Below are 26,768 nucleotides of genomic sequence, written 5' to 3' on the forward strand. Positions count from 1 at the left end.
AAGGAATTTTAAATAATGCGGAATATCGCTTTCATAATATTCAACATCATCTTCATATCAATCGCTGTTTCACAGCAAAGCGATTCATTTTATGTAACCGGAAACCGGCAAGTTGATTTTTGGGGCACTCCCGGCAAGTTTTTAACTCTTAATCAAGATAAAATTGCCTTGCAGCAAGATAATTTTTCAAACAGGGAAGAAATATCTCCATGGCTTGCTGCCGCGATGTCGTTGCTGGTACCGGGTGCGGGTGAGATTTACGCAGAAAGTTATACAAAAGGTGGAATATTCCTCGGTGTCGAAGTTGCATCATGGATTGTTGCCGGTGTTTATAACAGCAAAGGAAATAAACAAACCGAGTGGTTTAAAAACTACGCTAACGAGCATTACAGTCCCGTTCGCTACGCTGAATGGGTTTGGAGAAACATCGGTTCATTAGCGCCCGGGTTGGATACATCACAATATCATTTGTATTATCGTCCGCCAACATCTTCCGAGAAGCCGCCGTTCGATTGTTTGAGTTGGATGGAGTTAAACAGTTTGGAAGGAGAGATCGCAAGCTTTACGCATCGATTACCTTTGTACGGTGAGCAGCAATATTTCGAATTGATCGGGAAGTATAAACAATTCAGCAAAGGGTGGGACACTGAAGATCCGTACGAACCCGACCACCTTACCCCGAGCGATCAGTTTTATTATTATGGCGTGGAATTCAATAAAGCCGATAAGTATTATAAAATTTCCGATATGTTCATATCGGTAATAATCGTCAATCATATCGTAAGCGCATTCGATGCTTATCTTACAGCATCGCATTATAACAATGTTTTACATGCAGATGTGCAATTAAAAATGCAGCCGACTATTTATGGCGTGGTTCCAACAGCCGAAGCTCATTTAAAATTTACTTTTTAAATTTGGAATAATTTCGATTAACTGGTGATAGTCAATCGAAATTACTTGGGTACTTTGAAAAGGACAAATAATCCGGCGAGCAAGAAAACAATATTAGCAAGCCATGCCGTCAACAGAGGATGCAAATCTCCGTTGTATCCGAATGCCTGACTTACCTGCAGGAAAATCATATACATAAATGAAATTCCGATTGCGATTCCGAACTCAACTCCAAGTCCGCTTCTGCGTTTGACGGAGGAGAATGGAATTCCGAACAGAACAACAATAACGCTTGCGAAAGGGAATGCGATTTTACCGTAATAATCAACCATCCAGCGGGAAACCTCGTGACCTGCGCGTTGTTGATTTGTGATAAAATGCTTAAGATCGGGGTAATTCATTTCTTCCGGCTTTTCTTGTTTTTTCTTGATATCATCGGGGGTGAAATTTAGTACACCGATATCGAATATTTTGAACTGAAAAAGATTTTCAGTCGCGTTGTAGAATTTACGTTCCGAGCCATTTACAAGATGCCATCGTTTTGTGCTATCGTTCCAGCACATTTCATCCGCGTCGTACCGTACACGCAGCATAGTGGGATCCACCGGATCAAAATCCTGAATGCTGACACGCATTGCAACATTTCGAGTGTCATCAAACATCCCGATCGATAATATCCTGTCTTTTGAATCTTGAATATATATATTGCTTTTTGATACGAAGCGTATATCTTTTTGAAAATATCTTCTCCCTAATTCAACTTTTTTCTTATTAGCGTAAGGAACAATCCAACCGTTAAAATAAATAGAAACACCGCTGATTAATACAGCGAAAACCAGCATAGGTGCCATGAATCGAAAAAGAGATACTCCTCCCGATTTTAAAGCTGTTAATTCATTATAAGTCGACATCCGGCCCGTTGTGAAAAGCGAACTAAGCAGTGTGGCAACAGGTGTCATCAGTTTAATGATCTCAGGTACAAAAAATAAATAGTATTGAACGACCATCCAAACAGAAGCGTTAGCATCTATGAAATCATCGAGGTTATCCATCAAATTAACTGCGACAAAGATAACGGTAATTGCCAACAGTGAGAATGCCCAGGTGACAATAAATTGGTGCAGTACGTATCGATCAAGTTTTGTCATGTTCTATCGAAAGATTCCGATTCGTCAATTTGCGAAGTGCGTAAAAATTTTGGAGAATATTTCCGCAGCGCCGCCCAATTAATCGCGGGTGTTTCACGTCCGGTACGAATTGTGAGATAAACACCAAGTATGAAGAGGATAATGTTTGCCATCCACATTCCTAACCAAGGACTGAGCAGGTTGCGGTCTGCTAATTTTTCGCCGCCAATAAGCATCGCCCAGTATATGATAAAAAATCCCAGACTGAACGTTGCTGCAACGCCAAACGTACCTTTCCGCGCGATTATACCGAGCGGTGCACCTATTAGAACGAACACTATGCATGCTGCCGGGATAGAATATTTTTTATATATCTCGACGAGATATTCATCGATTCTCCGGTTGTTATATTCGATGAGAGATAACTGATTCGAGATTTGCATTCTAACATTACGCACTTTGTTGAGTGCGAGTGTAAGAGCGCGTTGATGTTGTTGATCGGGTGTCACAGACGTTGATAACTTTCGTGAATCCAATAATGAGGATGTGGGATGATTATCGCCGATCATCGTTTCGCGTTCAAGATATATATTCGCGTTGGTAAGACTATCGACAATCTTTTTCATTTCATCGGAGCTCATTTCTCGATCACTTCTATCGAACGCCCCCATACTCGATCTTTCAAACTCGAATCCTTCGGCATCCATGATTATGCGGTGTCTGTCGAAGCGCATTCGCTGGTATGGTGACTTATCACCAGATCCCAGTTGATTAATTTCGCCATCGTATAAATCCATGACAAGTTTTCTGTAATCTGGTGTAAACGAAACTTTACCTTTCTCCGCCGTCACGACAACATTTGTTGAAGGATCTGTGTAATCGTAAATCGTGATGCCTTCCAGATTGTTCGATTGTTCGAAAGTTTTTCGTGCAAGAATGCTGTACCCAGGGACATCCTGTGAAAATAATCCTGATTGAATTGTGAGAGTCGGTTTTGTCCTGCGGATATCGATCATCAAAATCTTGAAGCGATGATTGGCTTCGGGAAGAATTTTATTGTTGAATTCTATCAGAAATATAGTTAACAATAAAGATCCGATAAGTACCGGCGCGATCATTTTATACAAGCTCATTCCGCTTGCCTTCATGGCGGTAATCTCGTTCTGGGAAGACAATTTTCCGAAAGCCATCAAAGATGCAACCAGCACAGCCATTGGTGCGGCAAGAACAACCATCCACGATAGACTCAGCATCAACAGTTCTCCGATTACAACCGGACTTAATCCTTTGCCGACTAATTGTTCAATTGCACGCATCAAAAATTGAAGCAAAAAGATAAACATTAAAGTCAGGAAGGCGAAAATGAACGGTCCGAGATGTGCTTTCAATATGTGATAGTATAGTTTCATATCCTCGATTCTTAATATAGTGGCTGGCAATAGATTTTCCAAAGGGAAGATCTATTGATATTTTTCAAAGCCTGTAGAATCAGGCAAAATAGTGCAATTGGTTGAAAAACATCTTTCCAATCCTGATCCGTATTGAGATATCTTCTAAAAATCGGTTATTATGATTTATTTCGGGCATTTATCAAATTATCCTTGCAATTAAGTCGACTTTTTCCTACATTTTCTATGTAATTATTTATCATTATTGGTTTTAATCGCTTACGAATGCGAAAGGAGTCGTTGGTATCGGTTCTTGGTAACAGGTTAATAGTAAGATAGGTGTTGTTATAGAAATTATTTTTTGCAGGCAACATCTGCTAAACGTAGAAACATACAGGATCGAATTAACAACGTGGCTCTTTTAAGCAAACAATCACGCCGTCAATCATTGTTTCCCCCGCGAATTATATATCGTGTTTGGATTATTATATTCGCTTTGCTACAATTTTGCCTCGTTGCGTACTCGCAAGTTCCACCGCCATCGGCTCTACCCAAAGATTCATCCGTAATATCCGATACAACGAAACCGAAACAAATTCCCGATACCTTACAAGAAAAACCTGAGGTTCGTCCAAAAATCCAAATTTCTGATTCAGCAAAAAGGATACAGGAATGGATGAAAGCCATGGAGGACACATCAACTGCATTCAAAGACACGTTATATAAAGAAGATACCGAAGCATGGAAAGAGTTTAAAGATTCAACCGCGCGCGTTACGCAATGGGTGCACAAGAGGCAGGATGTGCCGATGGTTGAATTTTTCCCTCGACCAAAATATTCGCTTTATCTCGATACCAAATCACCCGCGTACAAACGGGAATTCCAGATCGATTCAACCGGTGAGATTGTTACCATAAAAGAATCTGTGAACGGATTAGATGTAAAAGTCCCGCTTACGATGCGGCTCTCGGAATATATTCAACAACGTATCGAGCATGAAAAACTAAACGGCTGGCGATCGATTGCCGGGCAATACACGCTGAAACAGGAGAAGGATGATTTGTCCGGGATACTAAGCTCGCTGACAAATATTTCCATTCCCGTTCCGGCAAATCCGCTAACGAACATTTTCGGTGGTAATGAGATTAATTTGCGCATCGGCGGAAGTGTCGATATCAGAGGTGCGTTCCGAAACACAAAATCGGATCAAACCACTATATCAACTTTAGACCGGTCGAGAAATGAGCCGGATTTTAACCAAACGGTTCAAATAACTGTCGGCGGAACGATTGGAAAGAAACTCAGCATAAATGCCGATTGGAACACACAGCGTACGTTCGAATATGAAAACCAGTTAAAAATTAAATATACAGGTTTTGAGGATGAAATAATTCAAAGCATAGAAGCCGGCAACGTTTCAATGCAAACACCTTCTCTTGTAGGTGGAGGGCAGGCGCTTTTCGGCATAAAGGCAAAATTACAAACGGGTCCGTTAACACTCACAACTCTTCTATCTCAAAAGAAAGGGCAGACGAAGGAGATCAGCGTTTCGGGTGGAGCAACTTCAACAGAAAACATAATTAAACTGCACGAATATAGCAGACGGCATTTCTTCGTCGATACTTTATATCAGGATCTTTTTGAAAATCTACATAAAGAATTTCCACCGGTTTTAACTCCGGAAAATGAACAAAACCGTATAACACTTCTTGATGTTTGGATAAGCAGTATGAACAATGCCGCTCAACGTGATGGATTGGTAAGAACAGGTTTCGCGTATATCGATTTACCTCCGCATGAGCGCAATAAACGGTATACACAAAACGATATTGAAAATTTATCTAAAAATTCCGGTCGTTTTGAAGGAGGTAACTTCATCAAATTGGTTATCGATAAAGACTATACATTCGATCCGTATAGCGGATATATCACCATGATATCAAATGTTGATGATGCCCAGCAGGCAATCGCTGTGACTTACTCTACAGCAAGTGGTGAAGAGTTTGGCGGGAATATTGTCGATGACGATACAACAATGTACATGAAATTAGTTAAGCCCAAATCATTATTTACTAATTTTAGCTGGGACCCAGCTTGGAAACTGTTGTTGAAGAATTTCTATTCGGTTAAAGCCACGAACTTAAAAAAAGAAGGTTTCGATTTAACTCTCTGGCGGAATTCGGATGGTGGAGGTGCAGATCAGGATCAGATTGAAGGAAAGAACTTGTTGCAGGTATTAGGATTGGATAGGTACGATGGAGATAATGCGCCGAATCCTGATAATAAATTTGATTTTCTTCAAGGTATTACAATCGATCCTAAGCTTGGTGAAGTAATCTTCCCGCATCTCCGGCCATTTGATTCAACCATCGTCCGATATTTCAGGCAGATTGGACAGTTGGTTCCAGACTCGCTTCTATTCAGTGATATTTATGATACCACGGCTGAAGCAGCGCAAAGGAATGCTGAAAGAAATAAGTATTACATAAAAGTTAAAGCCGTCGGTGATCAAAAAAGCAGGTATAGTTTAGGGTTCAATATCGTTGAAGGTAGTGTTCAGGTTCTTCTTAACGGTAAAGTGCTAACCCCCAAAGTCGATTACACGGTCGATTACATCACGGGTGAAGTGAATATTCTAAATGGCGATGCGATGCTTCCTAACGCGAACGTACAGGTTAAATTTGAACAAAATGATCTGTTTCAAATAGCTTCGAAAACTTTAATGGGTGTTCGCGGTGAGATTGCAACTTATCCGGGTACAAATATCGGATTTACACTATTAAATTTGAATCAACAAACTTTGAGCGATAAAGTTCGTATAGGTGAAGAACCAACTAATAATACTATGATAGGTGTGGACGCGTCTACCTCTGCAAATCTGCCGTTGCTAACAGATGTGCTTGACGCTCTGCCGTTTTTTAGAACTAGAGAAATGTCTACCATAAGATTCGCAGGTGAAGCTGCGTATATGATACCTGATCCTAATACGAAAAAAAGCACAATCGCAGGTGATAATGGTGCAGCTATCGCTTTCGTTGATGATTTTGAGGGCGCCCGTAGAACAATACCGATGCCGATAATGTATTCCGCCTGGACGATGTCTAGCGCTCCGGAAAAAGCTTCATCTCTGATCGGATTATCGAATGAAGAAAAATCATTCAAGCGTGCACAAGCGGCATGGTATAACCGTTTACCGACAGATGTATATTCAGAAGATATTTGGCCCAACCGTAAAACCCGTGCGGGTCAAAATCAGGTTACGGTTTTAAATTTTGATTTCGATCCGAATCATAGATCTGCATATAATTATTCACCCAATCTTGATTCAACATTAAACCGAAGCAATTCCATAGAGCGTAGAAAGAATTGGAATGGGATAATGCGTTACGTCGGTTCAATCGCATCCGGTTTATTGGATCAAAATATAGAATATCTTGAAATTTGGATGAAGGATACTTCATCTAATATGGATGATTTGCGGAGAGGACGTTTATATATAGATCTTGGTCGGATTAGCGAAGATGTAATACCAAACCGAGTATTGAATACCGAAGATGCAAACTTAAACGGTATCCGAAATCAAGGTGAAGATATCGGTATAGATATGTTAAACGACGCACAGGAGCAAAGCACGTATGCCAATTTTCTTGCATCTAATTCGGGTGATCCCGATGTAGATCCCGGTGACCCAAGCAGCGATAATTATCAACCATACGGTGATGGAACCAATTTAAGAAAATTCAATGGTACCGATAAAAACGAGACAGATCCCACCGGACTTCTGCCTAACACAGAAGATTTAAGCGGTAACGGGAGTTTAGATGGGGCGGATCAATATATAGAGTATGAGCTCCCTCTTGATACTGTATATTACGATTCTTTGGGTATACTGAGATCGAACCCTTATCTTGTTGGAGGAGGAAATGAAAGATGGTTTCAATTCCGAATTCCATTAATTGACTCCGGTAACATTGTTGGCGGAACCGATCCGCAATCGATTCTACGAACGGTTCAGTATATTCGTTTTTGGGTCTCCGGTCTTTCAGAGCCGGCATCATTGCGTTTTGCTGAAATAAATCTGGTTGGTAATCAATGGGAGCAACGAATTGCAAACGACACACGTATGAAAGCGTCGGTTGTAAATGTGGAAGATAACCAGCAATACGCTCAGGAGTGGTATCAATTAGGTATTCAACGTGAAAAAGATCGCACCGACCCGAATCAGGTTATCGAGGCAAACGAACAATCGCTCGCGTTATTAATCGACAGTCTTCCAAAAGGTGTTTATCGCGATGTACGGAAACAATTCACCTCGCGCCCACTCGATCTGTTTAATTACAAGGCGATGAAGATGTTCGTTCATGGCGATCCTCAGTTCGATGATATCGTATCTACCACCTACGATCCGGAGGGTGTACCTAATCCCGGTTACGACGCAGAATTATATGTGCGATTTGGTTCCGATACGATGAACTATTATGAATATCGCCAGCCGATATACAAAGGTTGGAGTGTGCCGAAGAACAACGTCGATATTAATTTTTCAGAGTTAACATCTGTTAAAGCTTCAAAACCCGATACATTCAAAGGTGTATATAGAATTCCAATTATTCCCGGTGATAAAACGCGAACCTATGGTGTGAAAGGCAATCCATCTCTCAGAAAAATAGTTGAGATTAGCATCGGCGTCAGAAATATCGGTAAACCATATCTTCATGGTCAGGTCTGGGTGAATGAATTGCGCCTAGTAGATGTTGATGATGCCCCCGGTATCGCGTATCGATTCGATACACAATTGAAACTTGCCGATCTTGCTCAGGTAAATTTCAATTACGGTCAAACAGATCCGTCGTTCCACGGGCTCGATCAACGATTCGGTGATCAGACTACCAAAATTAATTGGGCGGTGAACGCCAATATCACTCTCGATAAATTTTTACCATCCGAATGGACTCAGGCGGGAACCTCGATTCCATTCTCGTATTCTCATACAGAAAATCTGATCAAGCCAAAGTATCTGCCGAACACCGATATTGTAGTGGCAGAAGCGGCGAATCGTGCGGCGGAATCGTCTGAAAATCCTGATGCTGCAAAAAATGTTCTAACACAATCGCAATCGCTGCAGGTCCGCGATAATTACGCTATCTCCAACTTTAAGATCGCCCCGCCCGTCGACGCATGGTACGTTCGTGAGACGATAAGTAAATTAGGTATTGGGTTTAATTACAGTACGGGTCGCGACCGTGATCCTGCTTTTATCTCGAAGCAAAACTGGCAATGGTCTCTGCGCTTGAATTACGCAGTTTCGTTGCCGACTAATTTCTATATCCAGCCCTTTAAAAAACTTTTTGCTGGAATTTATTTACTCGAGGACTACAAAGATTGGAAATTATATTTCATTCCTATCACAAGCATATCTGCGAACACCGGCGGAAGCAGATCTCGTAATTTGGAATTTCCACGCGCTAAAGGAAGCGCTATCCGCGATACACGCAGCTTCAATGCGGGTAAAGGATTCGGATTCGGCTGGAAATTCACTGAGGGTGGTATTGCAAATATTTCGGGCGACTACGGATTATCGGTCGATAGAAATCTCCAGTACCTCGATAATGATTCTGTGGGAAGAGATTTTAAGACTATTCTTAAAAATCTTCTTTTCGGCGGACGCGACAGCAGATACGGACAAAAATTTTCTATAGCGTTTAAACCCAAGCTTCCGAATATTCTCGATATTCCGAAGTACTTTGATTTGAACGCGAGTTATTCCGTAAATTACAGCTGGACAAATTCATTCCAGAAAGGTGATATAGGAAAAGGTGCCGGCTACGATAACAGTTTGAGTTTATCTTTTACATTCCGCCTGAAAGCACTTACCGATCCATGGTTCGCTTTTGCCGATAAAGCCTCGCAACCACAACGACCTGTAGAGCAAAAACCTAAATTGGAAAAAGACAAAGCAGGTGCTGTACCCGATTCCGCAAAACAAAAAACCGAGCCGGCTGTAAAAGAGCCCGGTGAAAGTAACACGGCGAAACTGCTCTCACAAGCAGGAATGATTGCAAAATATTTCATTAAAATTCCTTTACTCGATTTTGAATCGATTTCTATTGGGTATTCACAGTCGAACGGATCGAAGCATAGTGGAGTTCTTGGCGCAACCGGTTTCAAGAATTTCTGGGGCAGAATGCCATTCCAGGGTTCTCGCGTCGATTACGGACCATCCCGCATTTTCCAACTCGGTCTAATCAACGATCCGCATGGAACATTGCAATTTGAGCCGCGTTCCAGTTTTCCATTCTTAGGTTGGAAAGTTAATAAAGGTCTGCGAGCCGCAAATGCTGTTTTATCAGATAATTTTTCACAAGGAAATAATATTACTTTGCGAACAAACCGCCAGCTTTGGACAGGCGCATCTATTGATTTAAACTGGAAAGTGAGCTGGCAATACAACCGTTCAACAACTTTGGAAACCGATGCTCTTGGTAATCCAACTTATAAACAACCTGTCATAACCGGAAGTGTAGAAAGATCATTTTTATCGATTCCATCGGTGCTTTTCTTCAAGGTGTTCAAAAGCAATATGGAAAATGTCGGAAAGAAATATGACGAAATTATGGCAAGCGATAAAACATCAGATCAGGATAAAGCGGTTAAGACAAGAGAAGCTATTTCCAAAGCTTTTGAAAACGGAATGGAAGCGCTGCCTTTCCTCTCGAAGATTATCGGTCCATACGTGCCGCGTCCTAACTGGACATTCCGCTGGGATGGTATAGAAAAAAGCGTAGGATTAACATCGTTTCTCGACAGATTGTCTTTTGAACATGCTTACACATCTGGATTCCGCAAAGATTACAGAAGCACTTCGAGCGGAGAGCAAGAAACTAACGGCGAGCGTATTAATTATGGATTCACACCGTTAGCCGGAATGAATATGACTTTCAAGCAATTGCTGAAAGGAAATTTATCTGGCAATTTCAAATATAACTCAAACACGTCGTACGATTTGAATCTATCATCAACCAGACCGAATATCGTTTCAACATTGGCGCAGGAAATTTCTCTTTCATTAACCTATTCGCGGCGCGGATTTTCTATACCGTTATTTGGTTTAAATCTTTCAAACGATGTAGATATAACTATGACATACTCGCGCACGAAGAACTCACGCCGTCAATACAAACCCGAAGAACTTTCTATAAATCCGGACGGGCAACCTCAAGACGGCAGTACACGTACACTTATGGAGCCGCGCATCAGATACGTTTTAAGCAGCCGGGTTACAGCCGCAATATTTTACAGATATACAAGCACACAGCCCGATGCAAGCGGCTCGTTAATTTTCGGATCAACCACTAATGAAGCAGGAATCGATATCCATATCTCTATTTGATACTATTTGTACTTTGGTTGTTTCTAATTTTACTTTCTGCTATTTTAATTATTGAGGTGTTTCGTGAACACACAAACTGCTATAAAAGGTCGGTTACTCTGGGTCGATGATGAGATCGAATTATTACGTTCTCATATACTATTACTTTCCGAAAAAGGATACTCCGTTGAAACTGCAACAAATGGTGAAGATGCAGTTTCGCTCGTAAAAACCAAACCGTTCGATTTGGTTTTTCTTGATGAAATGATGGCAGGCATGGGTGGCTTGGAAACGTTATCGAAAATAAAAGATTTACGTCCAGAGTTGCCTGTAATTATGATCACTAAAAACGAAAGCGAAGGACTGATGGAGGAAGCGATCGGCGGGAAGATAAGCGATTACCTTACGAAACCCGTTAATCCAAGTCAGGTTTTACTCGCGGTAAAGAAATTTTTAGAAGGGAAAAAGATAGCGGGCGCCACTGTTTCGCGCGATTATATAAAAGAGTTCAATTCTATATCTCTCGCCCTTAGCGATAATCTTACTTTTTCTCAGTGGACAGAGATTTATACGAAACTCGTAGATTGGTCGATGGAACTGGATCAACACCCGGGTTTAGGATTAAAACAAACTTTAACCGATCAATTTCGCGAGTGCAACGGAGCGTTTTCAAAATTCATCGAACGAAATTATCGTAATTGGCTCGAGCAACAAAAGCGTCCGGTATTATCGGTGGATGTTGTAGAGCGTTACCTGATTCCGGAATTGCGTGATACGAATAGGTCAGTATTTTTCTTCGTTATCGATTGTTTGCGTCTTGATCAGTGGATGGTGATGGAAACAGCGCTTAGAGAATTTTTCGACATATCGCGCGATTTCTATTATTCAATCTTACCGACTGCAACACCATATTCACGCAATGCAATCTTCAGCGGCACCTGGCCTTCGGAGATTGAATTACGTTTCCCGGAAATCTGGGAAGAATGGGAAGACGATGATAACAGCAGAAATAGGTTTGAACATAGATTTTTAGATAATCTTTTAGAAAGGCGCAAAATCCAACTCAAGCCCGAATCAAAGTACGTGAAAATTCTTGACGCGGAGTTTGGGAGAAGCATCGAGCAAAATATTAATTCTTATACAAAGAACCGGCTCACATCGATTGTGGTGAATTTTGTAGATATGTTAGCTCACGGCAGATCCGATTCTCAACTGCTAAAAGAAATTGCGCCCGATGAATCGGCATATCGTTCTTTGACTGCATCGTGGTTTACGCATTCAACGCTGTTTTCTATGCTTAGAACATTATCCCGACAAAAAAATGTTACTGTAATTCTCACCACCGATCACGGCAGTATCAGAAGTATGCGTGGAGTGAAAGTAATCGGCGATCGGGAGGCGTCGACTAACCTTCGTTACAAATTCGGCAGAAACCTTAAAGTAGATAGTCATCACGCAATGTTTATTAAAAATCCTTTGGAATACAAACTGCCCAAAAGAAGTGTAACTATCAATTACATTATCGCGAAAGAAGATTATTATTTTGTCTATCCAACCGACTATCATCAATACTTGAATAAATACAAAGATAGCTTCCAGCACGGCGGTATTTCAATGGAAGAAATGATATTACCGGTCATCAAAATGAAACCAAAGCAATGAATCGTCAATTAACAACGCACTCAGAGTTGGAGACAATTTCTGCGGGCAAAGAATTTTCCGAATTAATCCGTAGCAGAACCGTTGTGGCGCTTTCAGGCGATTTAGGTGCTGGAAAAACACGATTCATAAAAGGTGTTTGCGAAGGATTGGGAGTAACGGAACATGTGGCAAGTCCTACGTTTACGATCGTGAATGAATATCAGGGTCGGTCTTTGAAAATATTTCATTTCGATTTCTACCGAATTAATTCAGCAGCAGAACTTCAGGAAATCGGTTTTGAAGAATATGTTCAAGCAGGAGGAGTATGCCTGATTGAGTGGGCTAATAGGGTAAAAGAAATCTTACCGGATCAACGAATCGATATGACTTTCTCTTTAGGAAAAGATGAGAATGAACGGATAATCATAATAAATGAAGTGAAGCCGGAATGAAATTGCTAAGTATTGAGACGGCAACAAACTTGTGCGCTGCGGCAGTGATTGATGAATCGGCAATCCTTTCGGAGAGATCATTATCAACACCTCAAATCCATTCCGAGAAGTTAGTACCAATTATCGATGAATGTTTACGAGAAGCAAATTGCGATCTTTCCGATCTAGATGGAATTGCCGTATCGATTGGTCCCGGATCGTTCACCGGATTACGGATAGGATTAAGTGTTGCAAAAGGATTATCATTTGCCTCCGGGAAGCCGTTAGTGGCAGTTAGTACATTAAAAGCATTCGCTTATGAATTTTACAGAAAAAGAAAGACCGGTAACGCAGAAAGCATCTTATCTTTAATAGATGCGCGGCGTGATGAAGTTTATGCGGCATTGTATGATATATCGGCAGGAGGATTGAGCGAGGTGATTCCGCCCGCCGCGTTTTCATTGAACCGGATCTTCGAATTATCATCCACCGGAAGAACGGTATTGGTTACCGGAGACGGAACCGAGAAATTTAAAAAATATATTGAAAAAGTTGAATCAAAAGATGCATCTGCTTATATTATTCCATCCCCCGGATCGAGCGGCGCAAGTGCGGTTGGAGTTGCATTACTTGGAATAGAAAAACTCAAACGCAGGGAATATGAAAAAATTGATTTATTAGAACCACTATACGTAAAAGAGTTCTACACAATTGTTCAACAACCTAAGGTTCAATCGTAATGGCATGGTTTCGACGCTCAAAAGCAAGTATAAGCACCGACATTCAGAGGAAAGATATTCCGGATGGAATGTGGACGAAGTGCGATGGCTGCGGTGAAATAATCCACAAAAAACAACTCGAACAACAATTCTACACCTGCATAAAATGTAACTACCATTTCCGGATTGGAAGCAAAGAATATATCCAGTTTCTGCTCGATGAAGGAACATTCAAAGAGCTGGACCGGAAGATGAAATCTAAAGACCCGTTGAATTTTAAAGATTCAAAAAGTTACAAAGAACGTGTAAAAGATTCGATCAAGAAAACGGAATTGTTCGATGCTGTACGAACCGGGTCGGGGAAAATTGATCAACAAGATGTTGTTGTTGGTGTGATGGATTTCAGCTTTATCGGCGGCAGCATGGGTGCGGTTGTAGGAGAGAAGGTGGCGCGGGCTATCGATAAAGCACGCAAAGATAAATCTCCACTCATTATCGTTTCTTCGAGCGGTGGGGCGCGGATGATGGAAGCTGCTTACTCACTGATGCAGTTGGCTAAAACGAGCGCGAAGTTAGCGCAACTTTCCGATGACGGTATTCCGTTCATCTCTATATTGACAGATCCAACAACAGGTGGCGTAACCGCGAGCTTCGCCATGTTGGGAGATTTAAATATTGCCGAACCGGGCGCACTAATCGGTTTTGCCGGTCCGCGTGTTATCCGCCAAACCATCGGAAAAGATTTACCTCCCGGATTCCAGCGATCCGAGTTTCAGTTAGAACACGGATTTGTGGATGTGGTTGTCCATCGGAAAGAGATGAAGGAGACCATTTCAAAAATATTAAAGCTTATTTGGAAATCGTAAATGCTTGGATTTATCAATTGGCTGTTGCAACAATCGAAGAACGATTACCGTACCAATCGCAAAGGATATTTGTTTGATTGAAAGGTTTTTTACGCAATAAAATTTTTACCGATAAAACTGAAAGCGAGATACAAATAAAGGCGCAACGATCAAACTATTTCGATACAGAGCATAAAAGAATAAGATTTATTGCCGCGTTCATCAGCATATCTTTGCATCTGATGGCAATAATTGGTTTGATGTTTTATCAAAATTATCAGGTAAACAAAATCGGATTATCAGAAGAAATGCAGTTTGGCGGAAGCGGTGGCGGCGGTGGAGAAGGCGCTGAAGATGACGCCATCCAATTTGGACCTCAAGGCGAATCAGGCCGAAATGGAAAGCAAGATGATATGCCTAATCATCAATTTACGCTTTTGCGTATTCATGTTTACAACGATCTTGAAAAAGCAATTCCGGTTCCGGTAAAAGAAGTACCAAAGCCGATTACTTCAAAAAAGAAAAAGAGTAAACCTGTTCTTGCTGAAAATATGCCAACGCGCTGGCTTCGACGCGGAGTAGGTCCTGGTTCAGGCGGAGGTGCGGGCGGCGGAAGCGGAGGAGGTATAGGTGCAGGTCAAGGGTATTCGATCGATTGGGGTGGGAATGGTTCTCGTCGGTTATTAAGCGGAAGATTACCGAAGTACCCATCCGGCACAGATAAAGAAATGCCCGTGCGTTTGGAGTTTTCTGTTTTATCTGATGGAACGGTTTCTAATGTAGTACCGGTTATGAAAAGTGATGAGTTGTTGGAACGGGCAGCGATTGCCGCGCTTCAAACATGGCGATTCGATCCGCTTCCGTCTCAGATCGAGCAAAAAGTACAGGTTGGAAAAATAACATTTAAATTTGTATTGCAAAAGGAGTAAAAACAAATGATGAAATTTCGAGCGTTATTATTAGTCACTTTATTTTCATTCTTATCGATCAATGCTCAGGATATAAAGCGCATCCAACCGGAGTGGTGGTTCGGCGGTTCGGTTGGAATGAATTTCAATTTCTACAGCAGCGATTTCCATAAAATAAACGAATTGAACGACTTTACTTCATCATTCACTAAAGGATCGGGAACAGGATTATATCTTGCTCCATTGATCGAGTATCGACCGGATCCCGTATGGGGTGGAATGCTGCAATTTGGATTTGATGGAAGAGGAGGAGACTTTAATGATATCAGAGATACATCAGGTAATATTTCACTCGGAACGTCGATGAACTATCTTAGCTTAGAGCCAAGTGTTCGGTTTTCCCCCTTTGACTATCCGTTATATTTCTTCGGCGGACCACGTATCGGATTTAATGTTGCAAAATCTTTTTCGTTGAAGAAAACTCCCGGCAACACAACTGAGGGAGATTTTACAAATATTCGCGGAACAACGATAGGCGGTCAGCTTGGCGCAGGTTACGATTTTTTACTCACCAGGTATGAGAACCCGTGGCAGGTAATTGCATCGCCATTTCTTGCATTGCATTTCGGTCAGGGACCAAGCTCGGATATTGATTGGTCGCTTACAACATTGCGTCTCGGGGTGGCTGTTAAATTCGGCAACACGAGTGAAATAAAATCAAAAGTTGAGCGTGAAGTGCAATTTTCAGTCCGGGCTCCGAAAATAATTCCGAATGAACGGCGTGTCCAGGAAACTTTTCCATTACGAAATTATATATTTTTCGATGCAGGGTCGGCTGTTATTCCGGAACGATATATCAGGTTGGAACCGGAACAGGCAAATCAATTCAAGGAAGAACAATTGCTTCAACCTGAACCTAAAGATTTAACCGGAAGATCACGCCGGCAATTAACCGTTTACCATAACATCCTCAATATCCTTGGAGATCGGTTGCGAAAATATCCCGACACAAGAATAACTTTAATAGGTTCGTCGGAACAGGGTGTTACAAGTGCTGAAGAACTGGCTTATTCTGTGCGCCGGTATCTGGTTCAAGTTTTTGGAATAAATGAAAATCGAATTACAATTAAAGGTTCAATGAAGCCGAATACACCGTCTGTTCTGCCCGGTGCAACGCGCGAATTAGGATTAGTTGTTCCCGAAGATCGCCGTGTAGAAATATCTTCATCATCATCCGAACTACTTGAGCCGGTGCAAATAATATCTTTACAGGAAGAACCGCTGGACAGCGATGTTTTATTCTCGGTCGCCAATGCTGAGGATTATTTCGCGTCATGGTCAGTGGTTCTCACCGATGAAAACAGCAAAGTCACTAAATTCGGTCCGTTTACCTCTCACCAGGAACGTGTGCCGGGGAATGTGATCATGGGATCTAAAGTAAGAGGACAATATAAAGTTACCCTGGAAGGATTAACAAGCGATGGACAAGTAGTGCGGAAAGAAGAGACCATGAAACTTCTCAGGTCGGATGAACCCGAAGAAGCTCCCGGTTTCCGATTCAGTATTCTGTTCGAATTTGATCAATCAAAAACCGTCGCGACTTATGAAAGATTTCTCACCCAGCAAGTTATCCCTTTAATTCCTGACGGAAGCAGTGTTATTATTCACGGTCATACCGATATTATCGGAGAAGAAAGTCACAACCTTCAATTATCTCAGGGCCGTGCTCAAGAGACGATGAACATTATCGGACAAGGATTGGCGAAGGTAAGGAAGAGTAAAGTTAAATTCGATACATACGGTTTCGGAGAAGATGTTCGCCGGGCACCGTTTAACAACAATCATCCTGAAGAGCGGTTCTACAACAGAACCGTTATAATTGATATCGTTCCGGATTGATTCTTTTGAGTCGAATGATGAGAAAATATTTTGTAATATGCATCGGAGTTGCTTCAACATTCTTTAGCGTGTTCGCGCAGGTTCCGACCGTTGAGCAATCGCTTTTTCCATCGAGTAAGCGGTCTCCAGATCAATGGATGGATATCCATGGTTATCACGCGGCACGTCAACAGGCAGAAGAATTATTGAATTCCGCAACATCATCCGAAGATAAGAAGAATGTACTTTTTATTCTGAGCCAATCGGCTTTCGAGGATCAGGAATATGAGATCGCATATCAATGGTCGAAAAAATTCATGGATGATTATCCGAACGATGTGTACTTCGGCTCTGCCTTATTCGTGAACGGAGTAAGTGCTTTCCAGATTTCTCGGACTGAAGAATCAAATTCCATGCTGACACGATTTCTTGAAAAAGTACCGGATCACCCTAAACGCGGTGCCGCATTTTTCTGGAGAGCGATGTGCAAATTGGAAATTGGAAACGAAGAGGGTGCTCAATCCGATGTTAAGCAATGCTACGCAGATTCTGCCGCTTACTTGTACCACGATCTGGCACTTTACGGCTGGGCTCTGTCCTTGGAGCGTTCCGGTAAGTATACCGAAGCAATTAAATTGCTCGAACAGATACTGCGCGATTATTCATCAAGTCAATATATTAATAATGTTAAGATTCGTCTCGCTTCAATATTTTTGAGAATTGGTGAGCCGGAAAAAGGAGTTGTAGTTCTCGAAAATGTTGAACCATCACCTCCGCAAAGACAAGAATATTCGTTAATCCGCGCCGAATCTAACGTTCAATCCAACAGATACGAAGCTGCACAAATCGATTTCTCACAATTTATTGATCGCTACCCAAAAAGTAAATACACCCGTAACGCGCGATATGGGTTAGCGTGGGCGTATTTAAGACAAGGAAATTATTCTGCAGCCAGAAAAGAACTCGATTCTCTTGGAACCGGAAACGATTCACTCGCATTTATTTCTTTGTATCAAAGCGCGGTTCTCGCTTTACTTCAAGATAAGCAGCCTGATGCTTTAGTCAGATTCGAATCATTGACGGAGAAATCACCGTACGATCGGATATCGGAGAATGCGTATTTTCATATCGGTATGACTCATTATAGATCCAAGCGATATAAGGAAGCCCGCAGGGCATTTCAACTTGCCGCGAGATTATTCCCCGAAAGTATTAACCGTGCACGTTCGTATAGAATGCTTGGTGAAACGAATATGGCGTTAGGAGATTTTTCCAATGCACAATATGCTTTTTCACGCGTCCGCCAATTAAACGGCGAGACGCAGTACCTGCAACCGTCAATGTTTCAAGAGGCGGTTTGCCTTTACCATTTGGGACGTTTCAAAAGCAGTAGTGATCTGCTGGAGGAATTTCTAAAGAGATATCCGGATGAAAAGAAATCTCCACAGGCGTTAGTATGGCGCGGTGAAGCGTTATATCAGGATGGAAAATTTTCCGAGGCAGAGTTGTCGTATTCAAAAGCGCTTCAGAATCATACCGACAATCCGCAGAGAGTTGACGCGTCTTACGGATTAGCATGGTCGCTTTTTGAGCAAAAGAAATTTTCCAGAGCTGCTGCCGCTTTTAGCAGATTCATAGATGAAAATAAAAATGACGATAGAGTTCTTGAAGCTACACTCAGGCAAGCCGATTGTTTTTATTTTTTAGGTGAATATGAAAAATCGAATTCACTTTATGGCTCGGTAGCGGAAGTAAAAAAGAACAGCAGATATGCTGAGTACGCGGAATTTCAAATCGCCATGGCTTACATCCAACGCGGTGAATCGGAACGAGGGATAGAACAACTCCGTCTTTTCATCACCAAATTCCCAGAATCGTTATATAACGAAGTTGTGCAATTCAATATCGGCTGGACTTATTTTTCAAAAAATCAATTTACCGACGCAATCGCTGAGTTCAGAAAGTTATTCCATCTATTTCCGCAAACTCAATTGATGCCGCGGGTCTTGTTCAATATGGGAGATGCCTTTTACAACTTAAAGCAATATGATAGCGCCCGCGTTTATTACGGAAGGGTAACAAAAGAATTCCCATCGAGTCCGCTTATGAGCGATGCACTGCAAGGACTTCAATTCACTTACGAGGCTGAGGGTAGACCAAAAGCTGCATTGGCGGAAATCGATACGTTGATGCTTGCATCCAATGGAGGCATTTCACAGGAGGAACTTGTTCTTAAGAAGGGTGATATATTATTCAGTCAGGGAGATTTTGGCGGCGCTGTTCTTCAATATCAAAAACTTTTTGGAATGAAACCTAATCGAGATATGATGGCAAAAGCATATTATCAAACCGCACGCGCGTACGAGATGGAAAATAACGCACCCGAAGCGGCACGGTATTATCAACGCGTACTTCTCGAATACGGCGATATGGATTTTTCTCCGAATGTTGCTCTGGCTCTCGGTATAAATTTACTTAAATCTAAGGAATATAAAAATGCGGCTGCATCATTAAGCAGATTCGGCGATCAATATCCCCACTCTCCGTTGTTATCCGAAGCCGATTACAATTACGCCCTGGCGCTTTTGCACCAGCAGAAAAAAGAAGAAGTGATCAACGCTTTTCAAAAAGTGATCGATCAACAGCCGGATGATATATTCGCCGATCGAAGCAGATTACAAATAGCCCGTGTGTATTTCAATTCGAAACAACATAGAAAATCGCTCGATACTCTCGAACAAATAATCAAACGCAGAAATGACGATGTTGCCGCAGAAGCGCTGTTGATGGTGGGCGACAATTATCTTTCATTAAGCAAACCTGCCGATGCTCTCCAGGCATTTAAAGATGTTTATGATCAATATTCGGAATATCCGCTTTTAGTTGAACGCGCGCATTTCGGCGCCGGAGCTTGTTACGAGAAATTAAGAAATAAAAAATCCGCTCGTTCAGAATACGAACTGGTTGTCAAATCCGGTTTAGATACTGCAATCAAAAAAGATGCTGAAGGAAGAATCAGGAGGTTGCGAAAATGAAAACAATCCGTTCTTCTAATAATTTAAAATCGTATTTCCGATTTATCGACGCATTACTTATTCTTGTTCTTTTTTGTGGGTCACTAAGCGTGGCGCAAGATCAACCGGTCCGAAAAGACACGGCAATGTTGCCCAGATTGGAAATTCCTGAAATAACGATTGTAGGAAAGAAAGCGATAACATTACCGTTCGCGCGTAAGGGCGAAATATATTCGACAGAAATATTCGAAGCATCACTACCCGATAGTTCGCTGATCGAAGAGCGGACAGGTCCCGCTTTTCCTTTGGGAACGCTTCCACGATATGAAGAATCGTTCGTACCGTTTCATCTTTCTGCACAAGGTTCGTTCGGGAGTTTTGCGACCCTTCATGGCAGCATTTACGCTGATTATAAAAAACATAATTGGGGATTATACGGTAACGGTGAATTGAAAACTTCGAACGGGCATGTAACCAATGCGGATGGAAAATCGATTGATCTGAATTTCAAAGCTTATGCACTCGTTGAAACCGATAACGCATTTCTAGGTTCATTCCGAACGCTTGGTGGCTTAAAATTCTACCACGATTCATACGGTTTGTACGGTATTAAAAATTCATCCGTTGATAGGTCGAGAACCGCCGTTAATTTTTCCGCAGAATTACATTCGGTAGAACGCGAATCCGGATATCTCGATTTGAACCTGTCAACTGATATTTGGTCGATCAAAGACATATATCCGTTGAACAATTTTTCCAGCTCAACGGTCTCACCTAAATTTGAAGGAACGTATGGGATCAATTTTGGACAAGTGAATCTGAATACAGGATTGCATTACCAGAGTTCATCGCTTAATTTCAATTACCCGGTTCAAACACCATCCCTGCTGAGTGTATTGATCGGCGCTCAATGGAATTTAACTCCAATTTGGAAATTAGAGTTAGGCGGATCGTTTATCGAAGGAAGTAATTCTAACGGCGGCAGTCGGACATTCATTCGTCCTTTCGCATCATTGCAATGGCAAATTGACCGAGATAGACAATTGAGCGTTTGGTTTAAACCGGAAATGAATATTGATTCATATAATGAATTGATGAATTCTAATCCATATCTTATGCGCCAAATTATAGTTAATCCCGAGGAAAGATCGGTAAATTTCGGAAGCCGGTTCTGGTACAACAGTGAATTATTTACGGTAGAAATTAAAGGCAATGCCTTGGTTTCTTCCGGCAAACCGGTTCAGGTGTCGAACCTCGGACTTGTTGATTTGGTATATGTGAATTCTGAACAATTCATTCTCAATCTGGATGGAATTGTTTATCCTACCGAACCAATTCAGATTCATCTCTCCGGTGTGTTACAGCCATCGTACGAAAGGGGAAAAAGTACTCAACTTCCGATGATACCTTTAGCAAAGATGGGTGCAAGGGGAGAGATAAGTTTAAATTACCCTGTTACACTTTGGTCGGGCATTGAATTTTGGAGCAGGCAAAATGCAACACTCAATGGTTCAACCAAATTGAAAGAAAGATTGCTTCTAAATGCGGGCGTATCAACAACGATTATTCCCCGGATTTTAATTTCTTTAGAAATTTCGAATATCTTCAACAGAAAATATGAATGGTGGAGCGGCTACATCGCTCCCGGTATATCTTTCCTTATCGACGCAAAATTTAACATCCGATGAAAATTATTGAAACAATCGGCGCAATGCAATCTGAGGCAGATGAAATCAGATTGAACCACAAGATCATCGGAGTTGTTCCAACTATGGGATATCTTCATGACGGCCATTTAAGTTTGATAAAAGTAGCGAAGCAAAATGCCGACATCATCATCGTTACAGTTTTTGTCAATCCCACTCAATTTGCACCGCACGAAGATTTTCATTCATACCCTCGCGATATTATTCGTGATGCACGATTAGCCGAAAGTGCCGGAGCCGATATTCTTTTTGTTCCATCCACGAGCGAGATCTATCAGTCTGATTTTCTAACGAAAGTAAATGTTGAATACCTTAGTGCGAAGTTAGAAGGTAAATCGAGACCGGGACATTTTCAGGGTGTGACCACGATTGTTGCGAAATTGTTTAATATAACGAAACCGCATATCGCGATATTCGGACAAAAAGATGGGCAGCAAGTTATAATGATCAAGCGAATGGTTCAGGATTTAAACTTTGGTGTTAAAATAATCATTGCTCCCACAATGCGGGAACCCGACGGACTTGCAATGAGTTCACGAAACACTTATTTAAGGCCGAGCGAGCGATCTGAAAGCACGGTTCTTTTTGCCTCTTTGAAAGAAGCTGAAAATCTGATAAATAAAGGTATACGAAATTGCTTGACCATCAAAGAGAATATGAGTAAATTGATATTGTCCAGGAAATCAGCGGATATCGATTATATTTCAATTGCCGATCCTTCAACTTTGGACGAATATGAAATACTTGAAGAAGGTCGGCAGGTGTTGATATCGCTCGCTGTTCGAATTGGAAAGACCAGACTTATTGACAATATTTTAATAAATATTTAAATTTATTGTATGCCCGAAATTCAGAAACAAAGACCATTAGCTGTTGTTATTCTTGCCGCGGGAAAAGGAACAAGAATGAACAATACTGAAAAAGCAAAGGTGATGTACGAGATTGAAGACAAACCGATGGTGGAATATGTCGTTGAACTCGCATCAACTCTCGGCGCGGCTAGAATTCTGATTATTGTCGGCTGGCAAAAACAGATGGTTATCGATCACTTCGCGAAATTAAGTTATAAGGTTGAATTTGTTGAACAGGTAGAACAACTCGGGACCGGACATGCCATTCAGCAAACAATTGACCCTCTCAAAGATTTCGAAGGTGATATTTTAGTCTTATCCGGAGATGCTCCTTTGCTCACGGAAAAAACAACTAAAGCATTGATCGGTTATCACTATTCAAGCGATGCCGTTGCTACAATCCTAACTGCCGATTTGACCGATCCAACCGGTTACGGTAGGATTGTTCACAACACAGATGGCAGTGTGAAGAAGATCGTCGAGCATAAAGACGCCACACCGAAAGAAAGAGCCATTCAGGAAATCAATTCCGGTATTTATATTTTTGATAAGACGAAACTGTTCGAATCTCTTCCGAACCTCAAACCGAATAATGTTCAAAAAGAATATTACCTCACCGATGTGTTCGAGATGTTTTGGAAGAACGAATGGTTGGTGTCTGCCGTGAAAGCGCTTGATCCTGTTGAAGTCGGCGGTATCAACGACGCGAAGCAATTAGAGGAAGCGCGTAAAATTCTTCAATCGCGGATGTCGGCTGAAAAATAATATTATTAAGTATTGGAGACATCTGAAAAAAAGCATAGCAGTCATGGTGAGCCTGTCGAACCATGACGTTTTGATTCAATTTCACGCTTCGACAAGCTCAGCGTTACAAAGTTTCTTTTTGTCAAAGAATTTTTCAGAAGCCTCTATTATTAAATCATTTCAAATTTATCAATACCGTTTTTACAAGCCGGACATTCGGTGATCTCTTCGGTCGTCTGCAAATATCCGCAGCAGGGGCAAACTTTGTATGTCAGCAAAGGCATTTCTTTTCCTTGCGTAAGAGCATAGCGTAATAGCTCTGCATGTTTTCGTTCGGCGTCTTGAACTGCGCGAAATTGTTTAACTGCTTCGACACATTTTTCGCAATCTGCCATTTTTATAAGCGTTGGATAAAGAGAATTCACGGCGAATTCTTCCATGCTTAACGCCATCTTAAGTGTTTGCCTCCAAGTTCCCACAATAATATTTTCAGCTTTAGTGGCAGCCGGTTTAATATCATGCTTTTGCATGAGGATTAAATTATTCTGTGAGTGAATTTCTTCCGAACGGAGGAGAGCACGGAACAACTTCGCAATCGAAGATAATTTATTCTTTTCTGCTTCCTGCAAAAAAGCTTTGTAAATTATAGTTCGTTGGATTGTTTTTCCGTAAACCGTTTGAAGCTGTTGAAGAGTTGCTTCTGGTTTGGATTCTTTTTTCAAAACCGCTTCTTCATTGCAGGAACAGTAAAGCACAATTATCAACGGAATAAAAAATAGTGTGGTAGTGACGAGATTGGATTGATTGGCGGATAAGATTCGAATGTGTTTCATACGATACCTCTTTCTAAGAGAAGACGATGAATTAACCCGAATTTCGTTTATTTGTAAGGCAGAGCGATCGATTCAGTAACCATTAGTAACTTAACAACCATTTTTACAAATGTCAACTCTAATTTCCATTATCTCTCAACTCCAAGTAATTTAAATAGTTATAGCCGTGATCAATAATAGAATCACGGCTATTCTGAATATTTTGTAAAATTATACCATTTAGAAATTCCAGCGTAAATCGAACGAACCTATGAAATTTCTGGGAAGTCCCGGTTCGAGGAATATCGGATTCAGTTTCGCCTGATCATAGTCGGGATTTATGAATGCTGAGGCAGCATAAGATTTGTCGAGGATATTATTCACACCGAAGAATCCGTTTACAGATAACTTTTCCGCAATAATCTCGATTGAGTTTATTCCAATAACGGCATTCAAATTATTGTAAGCGGGAACCGAAAGAATGTTGCCGTCATCGGCATAATATTTCGATAATCCCTGTATACTTATTTCAGTGAAGAGATTCGCAAAGAAAGTGGGAGAATACCGCAGGGTGCTCTTGTACATCATTCCGGGAATGCCCGCTATCTTATTATCTTTTAGATTTCTATACTTGCCCGGTTTATTATAATAGGTTGAATCGATAATGTACTCACTGTAAATGTTGTCCGTTACTGTGAACGCACATTGGAGTGATATACCATGTGTCGATTGAACTGTCAGTCCTATCTCCGTTCCCATGCGCCTGCTTTTACCGGCAGTAAAATAAAACCTGCCACCGCTGTACGGGATAATATCATTTTTAACATCTATGTAATAAAATGCTGCGTCGTAAGTGATCGTGCTGAGAAAATTATTTTCAAATGCGATGATATGTTTTGTTCCAACTTCAATCGTGGTTGAACGTGACGGTTCGAGAAGCGGATTGAGCGAGGTGATAGTGTCCTGACCGAACGTGCTTGGCGGATCGGTTTCATTGCCGGCAGGGATTTCAATTCCACCGCCAAGATTGGCGTAGATGCTGTGCATCTGTGAAAACCTGTAGGTGATACCTGCCTTCGGTGTTATGCGTGAGAACGATTTTGTTGCGCTGAGTTTCGGATTCAGATAATCTTCGTTGTAGTATGTAACATCATCGAATCGAGCACCGAGGACAAGACTAAAATTATTTAACATCAACTCATCCTGTCCAAAAATACCAAAACTGTTTGCACCTTCGCGCTTGTTGGTTTTTAAACTACTCCCGCGAGTTCCATCCACCAAGCTGTAAAATAGTATTGAGCCATCCTGATAAGCTTCGTCGGTGCCGAGAAGAAATATATTTTTCATCTTATCATCCATGACCCACCGATTCTGATAAGTGATGTTGCCGCCAACATGATACCTGTTGAAATCGCGGAACGTGTTTCGTTCAGACCGTTGAAGATATTTTGGGCTGACATGAATCGAAAAGGTAATTCCGTTATTATCATCGAGATCGTGAGATAATCGTGCACCTAAGCGCCCAAGCCGGTTGAAGCGCCGTTCATCTCGCTGAAGGTATGTAGGTTTGTAGTTAAGTGTATCGCCTTGAGCTTGTTTCGGATTATTATCGAACTGCTGCTGAGTGAGCGGTCCAGGAATTCTGAATAAATTGCTCGATCCGGTTAGAAAGATACCGAGAGTAGTTCGCTCTCCCAGTAATGAAACTATTCCCGTATTAACGAACGACCGGGTACTGCCGGAGTGCTCACGCCACCCATCGGAATTAATATTCGAGATCGATAAGAAAAACCGTCCGTTCCCTATGAACGTGCCAAGATTCATCGACTCTTTGCGGTAGCCGAAACTTCCGAATGATGATTGCACGTGTGCAAATGGATTTTCAAAAGAGGTGTTCGATGTAAGATTGAGTATGCCGCCAGCCGCGTTCCCCCAGAGGGTGGATGCATTCGAACGAATAACTTCGATACGTTCAATACTTGAGAGATCAATCAGATCGAAAGAGGTTCTTCCGTCGGGTTCGGTTTCGGGAAAACCATCGAGTATGACGCGTATACCGCGCGAAGTTCCGGCGTTCGAACGTTCACCGGCGCCGCGCGCCCCAAAACCGCGAATCGCAATACGCACATCCTGATTTCCGTAGCGTGATTGAGTAAGGACACCGGGAACAATACTCAACACTTCATCTAATCCGTACCCTTTTTTCTTGTTAAGTTCCAATCCGGCAACAGGTGTAACAGCGAGCGGAATTTCAATCCATGGCTCGGTGAGGCGGGTTGCAGTAATGGTTATCGGTTCAAGCGTATATTTAACACTGTCTTTTAATGTCTGTGCGAAGGAATTTTGTAGAAATAAAATGAACAATAATCCTATTAAATATTTTTTTATCATGAAAGCCAATCCTTATTAATAAAAATAATATTCAGTTCTAAATAATCGAA

Annotated in this window: 16 protein-coding genes; 12 read left to right on the forward strand and 4 right to left on the reverse strand. The window is 41.6% G+C overall.

Going from position 1 to position 26,768, the window contains the following annotated elements:
* The first annotated feature begins 15 nt into the window (after positions 1-15).
* Positions 16-915: a hypothetical protein gene (locus tag HZB59_13660; protein ID MBI5022476.1), complete on the forward strand. Its 900-nt coding sequence runs from the start codon at positions 16-18 to the stop codon at positions 913-915.
* A gap of 41 nt (positions 916-956) precedes the next feature.
* Here the strand turns inward: HZB59_13660 and HZB59_13665 are convergent, their stop codons facing one another.
* On the reverse strand, positions 957-2,042 hold the full coding sequence (locus HZB59_13665; GenBank protein ID MBI5022477.1) for an LptF/LptG family permease: 1,086 nt from the start codon (positions 2,040-2,042) through the stop codon (positions 957-959).
* Entirely contained in the window at positions 2,039-3,430 is a 1,392-nt protein-coding gene (locus HZB59_13670; GenBank protein ID MBI5022478.1) for an LptF/LptG family permease, read from the reverse strand. Before HZB59_13670 ends, HZB59_13665 begins: the two co-directional genes overlap by 4 nt.
* 391 nt (positions 3,431-3,821) lie before the next feature.
* Between HZB59_13670 and sprA the strand changes: the two genes are divergently transcribed.
* From sprA to HZB59_13725, 11 genes are all read left to right on the forward strand, one after another.
* Positions 3,822-10,799, forward strand: a complete 6,978-nt coding sequence (gene sprA / locus HZB59_13675) for a cell surface protein SprA (protein ID MBI5022479.1) — start codon at positions 3,822-3,824, stop codon at positions 10,797-10,799.
* Positions 10,800-10,880: 81 nt separating this feature from the next.
* Positions 10,881-12,440, forward strand: a complete 1,560-nt coding sequence (locus tag HZB59_13680) for a bifunctional response regulator/alkaline phosphatase family protein (GenBank protein ID MBI5022480.1) — start codon at positions 10,881-10,883, stop codon at positions 12,438-12,440.
* Positions 12,437-12,871 (forward strand): tRNA (adenosine(37)-N6)-threonylcarbamoyltransferase complex ATPase subunit type 1 TsaE, encoded by a 435-nt coding sequence (tsaE, locus tag HZB59_13685; GenBank protein ID MBI5022481.1) that lies wholly within the window; start codon positions 12,437-12,439, stop codon positions 12,869-12,871. The genes HZB59_13680 and tsaE overlap by 4 nt, the downstream gene beginning before the upstream one ends.
* Positions 12,868-13,590: a tRNA (adenosine(37)-N6)-threonylcarbamoyltransferase complex dimerization subunit type 1 TsaB gene (gene tsaB, locus HZB59_13690; protein ID MBI5022482.1), complete on the forward strand. Its 723-nt coding sequence runs from the start codon at positions 12,868-12,870 to the stop codon at positions 13,588-13,590. The genes tsaE and tsaB overlap by 4 nt, the downstream gene beginning before the upstream one ends.
* A complete protein-coding gene (locus HZB59_13695) occupies positions 13,590-14,435 on the forward strand; it encodes an acetyl-CoA carboxylase carboxyltransferase subunit beta (protein ID MBI5022483.1) in 846 nt (281 codons plus the stop codon). Before tsaB ends, HZB59_13695 begins: the two co-directional genes overlap by 1 nt.
* Positions 14,436-14,512: 77 nt before the next feature.
* Entirely contained in the window at positions 14,513-15,343 is an 831-nt protein-coding gene (locus tag HZB59_13700) for an energy transducer TonB (GenBank protein MBI5022484.1), read from the forward strand.
* Between the two features lie 6 nt (positions 15,344-15,349).
* Positions 15,350-17,221 (forward strand): outer membrane beta-barrel protein, encoded by a 1,872-nt coding sequence (locus HZB59_13705; protein MBI5022485.1) that lies wholly within the window; start codon positions 15,350-15,352, stop codon positions 17,219-17,221.
* A gap of 14 nt (positions 17,222-17,235) precedes the next feature.
* On the forward strand, positions 17,236-20,235 hold the full coding sequence (locus HZB59_13710) for a tetratricopeptide repeat protein (protein MBI5022486.1): 3,000 nt from the start codon (positions 17,236-17,238) through the stop codon (positions 20,233-20,235).
* Positions 20,232-21,902, forward strand: a complete 1,671-nt coding sequence (locus HZB59_13715; GenBank protein ID MBI5022487.1) for a hypothetical protein — start codon at positions 20,232-20,234, stop codon at positions 21,900-21,902. Before HZB59_13710 ends, HZB59_13715 begins: the two co-directional genes overlap by 4 nt.
* Positions 21,899-22,750, forward strand: coding sequence for a pantoate--beta-alanine ligase (locus HZB59_13720; protein MBI5022488.1), 852 nt, complete (start codon positions 21,899-21,901; stop codon positions 22,748-22,750). The genes HZB59_13715 and HZB59_13720 overlap by 4 nt, the downstream gene beginning before the upstream one ends.
* 9 nt (positions 22,751-22,759) lie before the next feature.
* Positions 22,760-23,536, forward strand: a complete 777-nt coding sequence (locus tag HZB59_13725; GenBank protein MBI5022489.1) for an NTP transferase domain-containing protein — start codon at positions 22,760-22,762, stop codon at positions 23,534-23,536.
* 149 nt (positions 23,537-23,685) lie between these two features.
* On the opposite strand, the gene HZB59_13730 is transcribed toward HZB59_13725, so the two are convergent.
* Positions 23,686-24,348 carry a rubrerythrin family protein gene (locus HZB59_13730; protein MBI5022490.1) on the reverse strand — a complete coding sequence of 221 codons (663 nt, stop codon included), beginning with the start codon at positions 24,346-24,348 and terminating at the stop codon, positions 23,686-23,688.
* A 219-nt stretch (positions 24,349-24,567) separates the two neighbouring features.
* Complete coding sequence (locus HZB59_13735; protein ID MBI5022491.1) at positions 24,568-26,718, reverse strand: TonB-dependent receptor; 2,151 nt, start codon at positions 26,716-26,718, stop codon at positions 24,568-24,570.
* Positions 26,719-26,768: the final 50 nt, after the last annotated feature.

This window comes from Ignavibacteriales bacterium (assembly GCA_016214905.1).
GTDB lineage: Bacteria > Bacteroidota > Ignavibacteria > UBA10030 > SZUA-254 > PNNN01.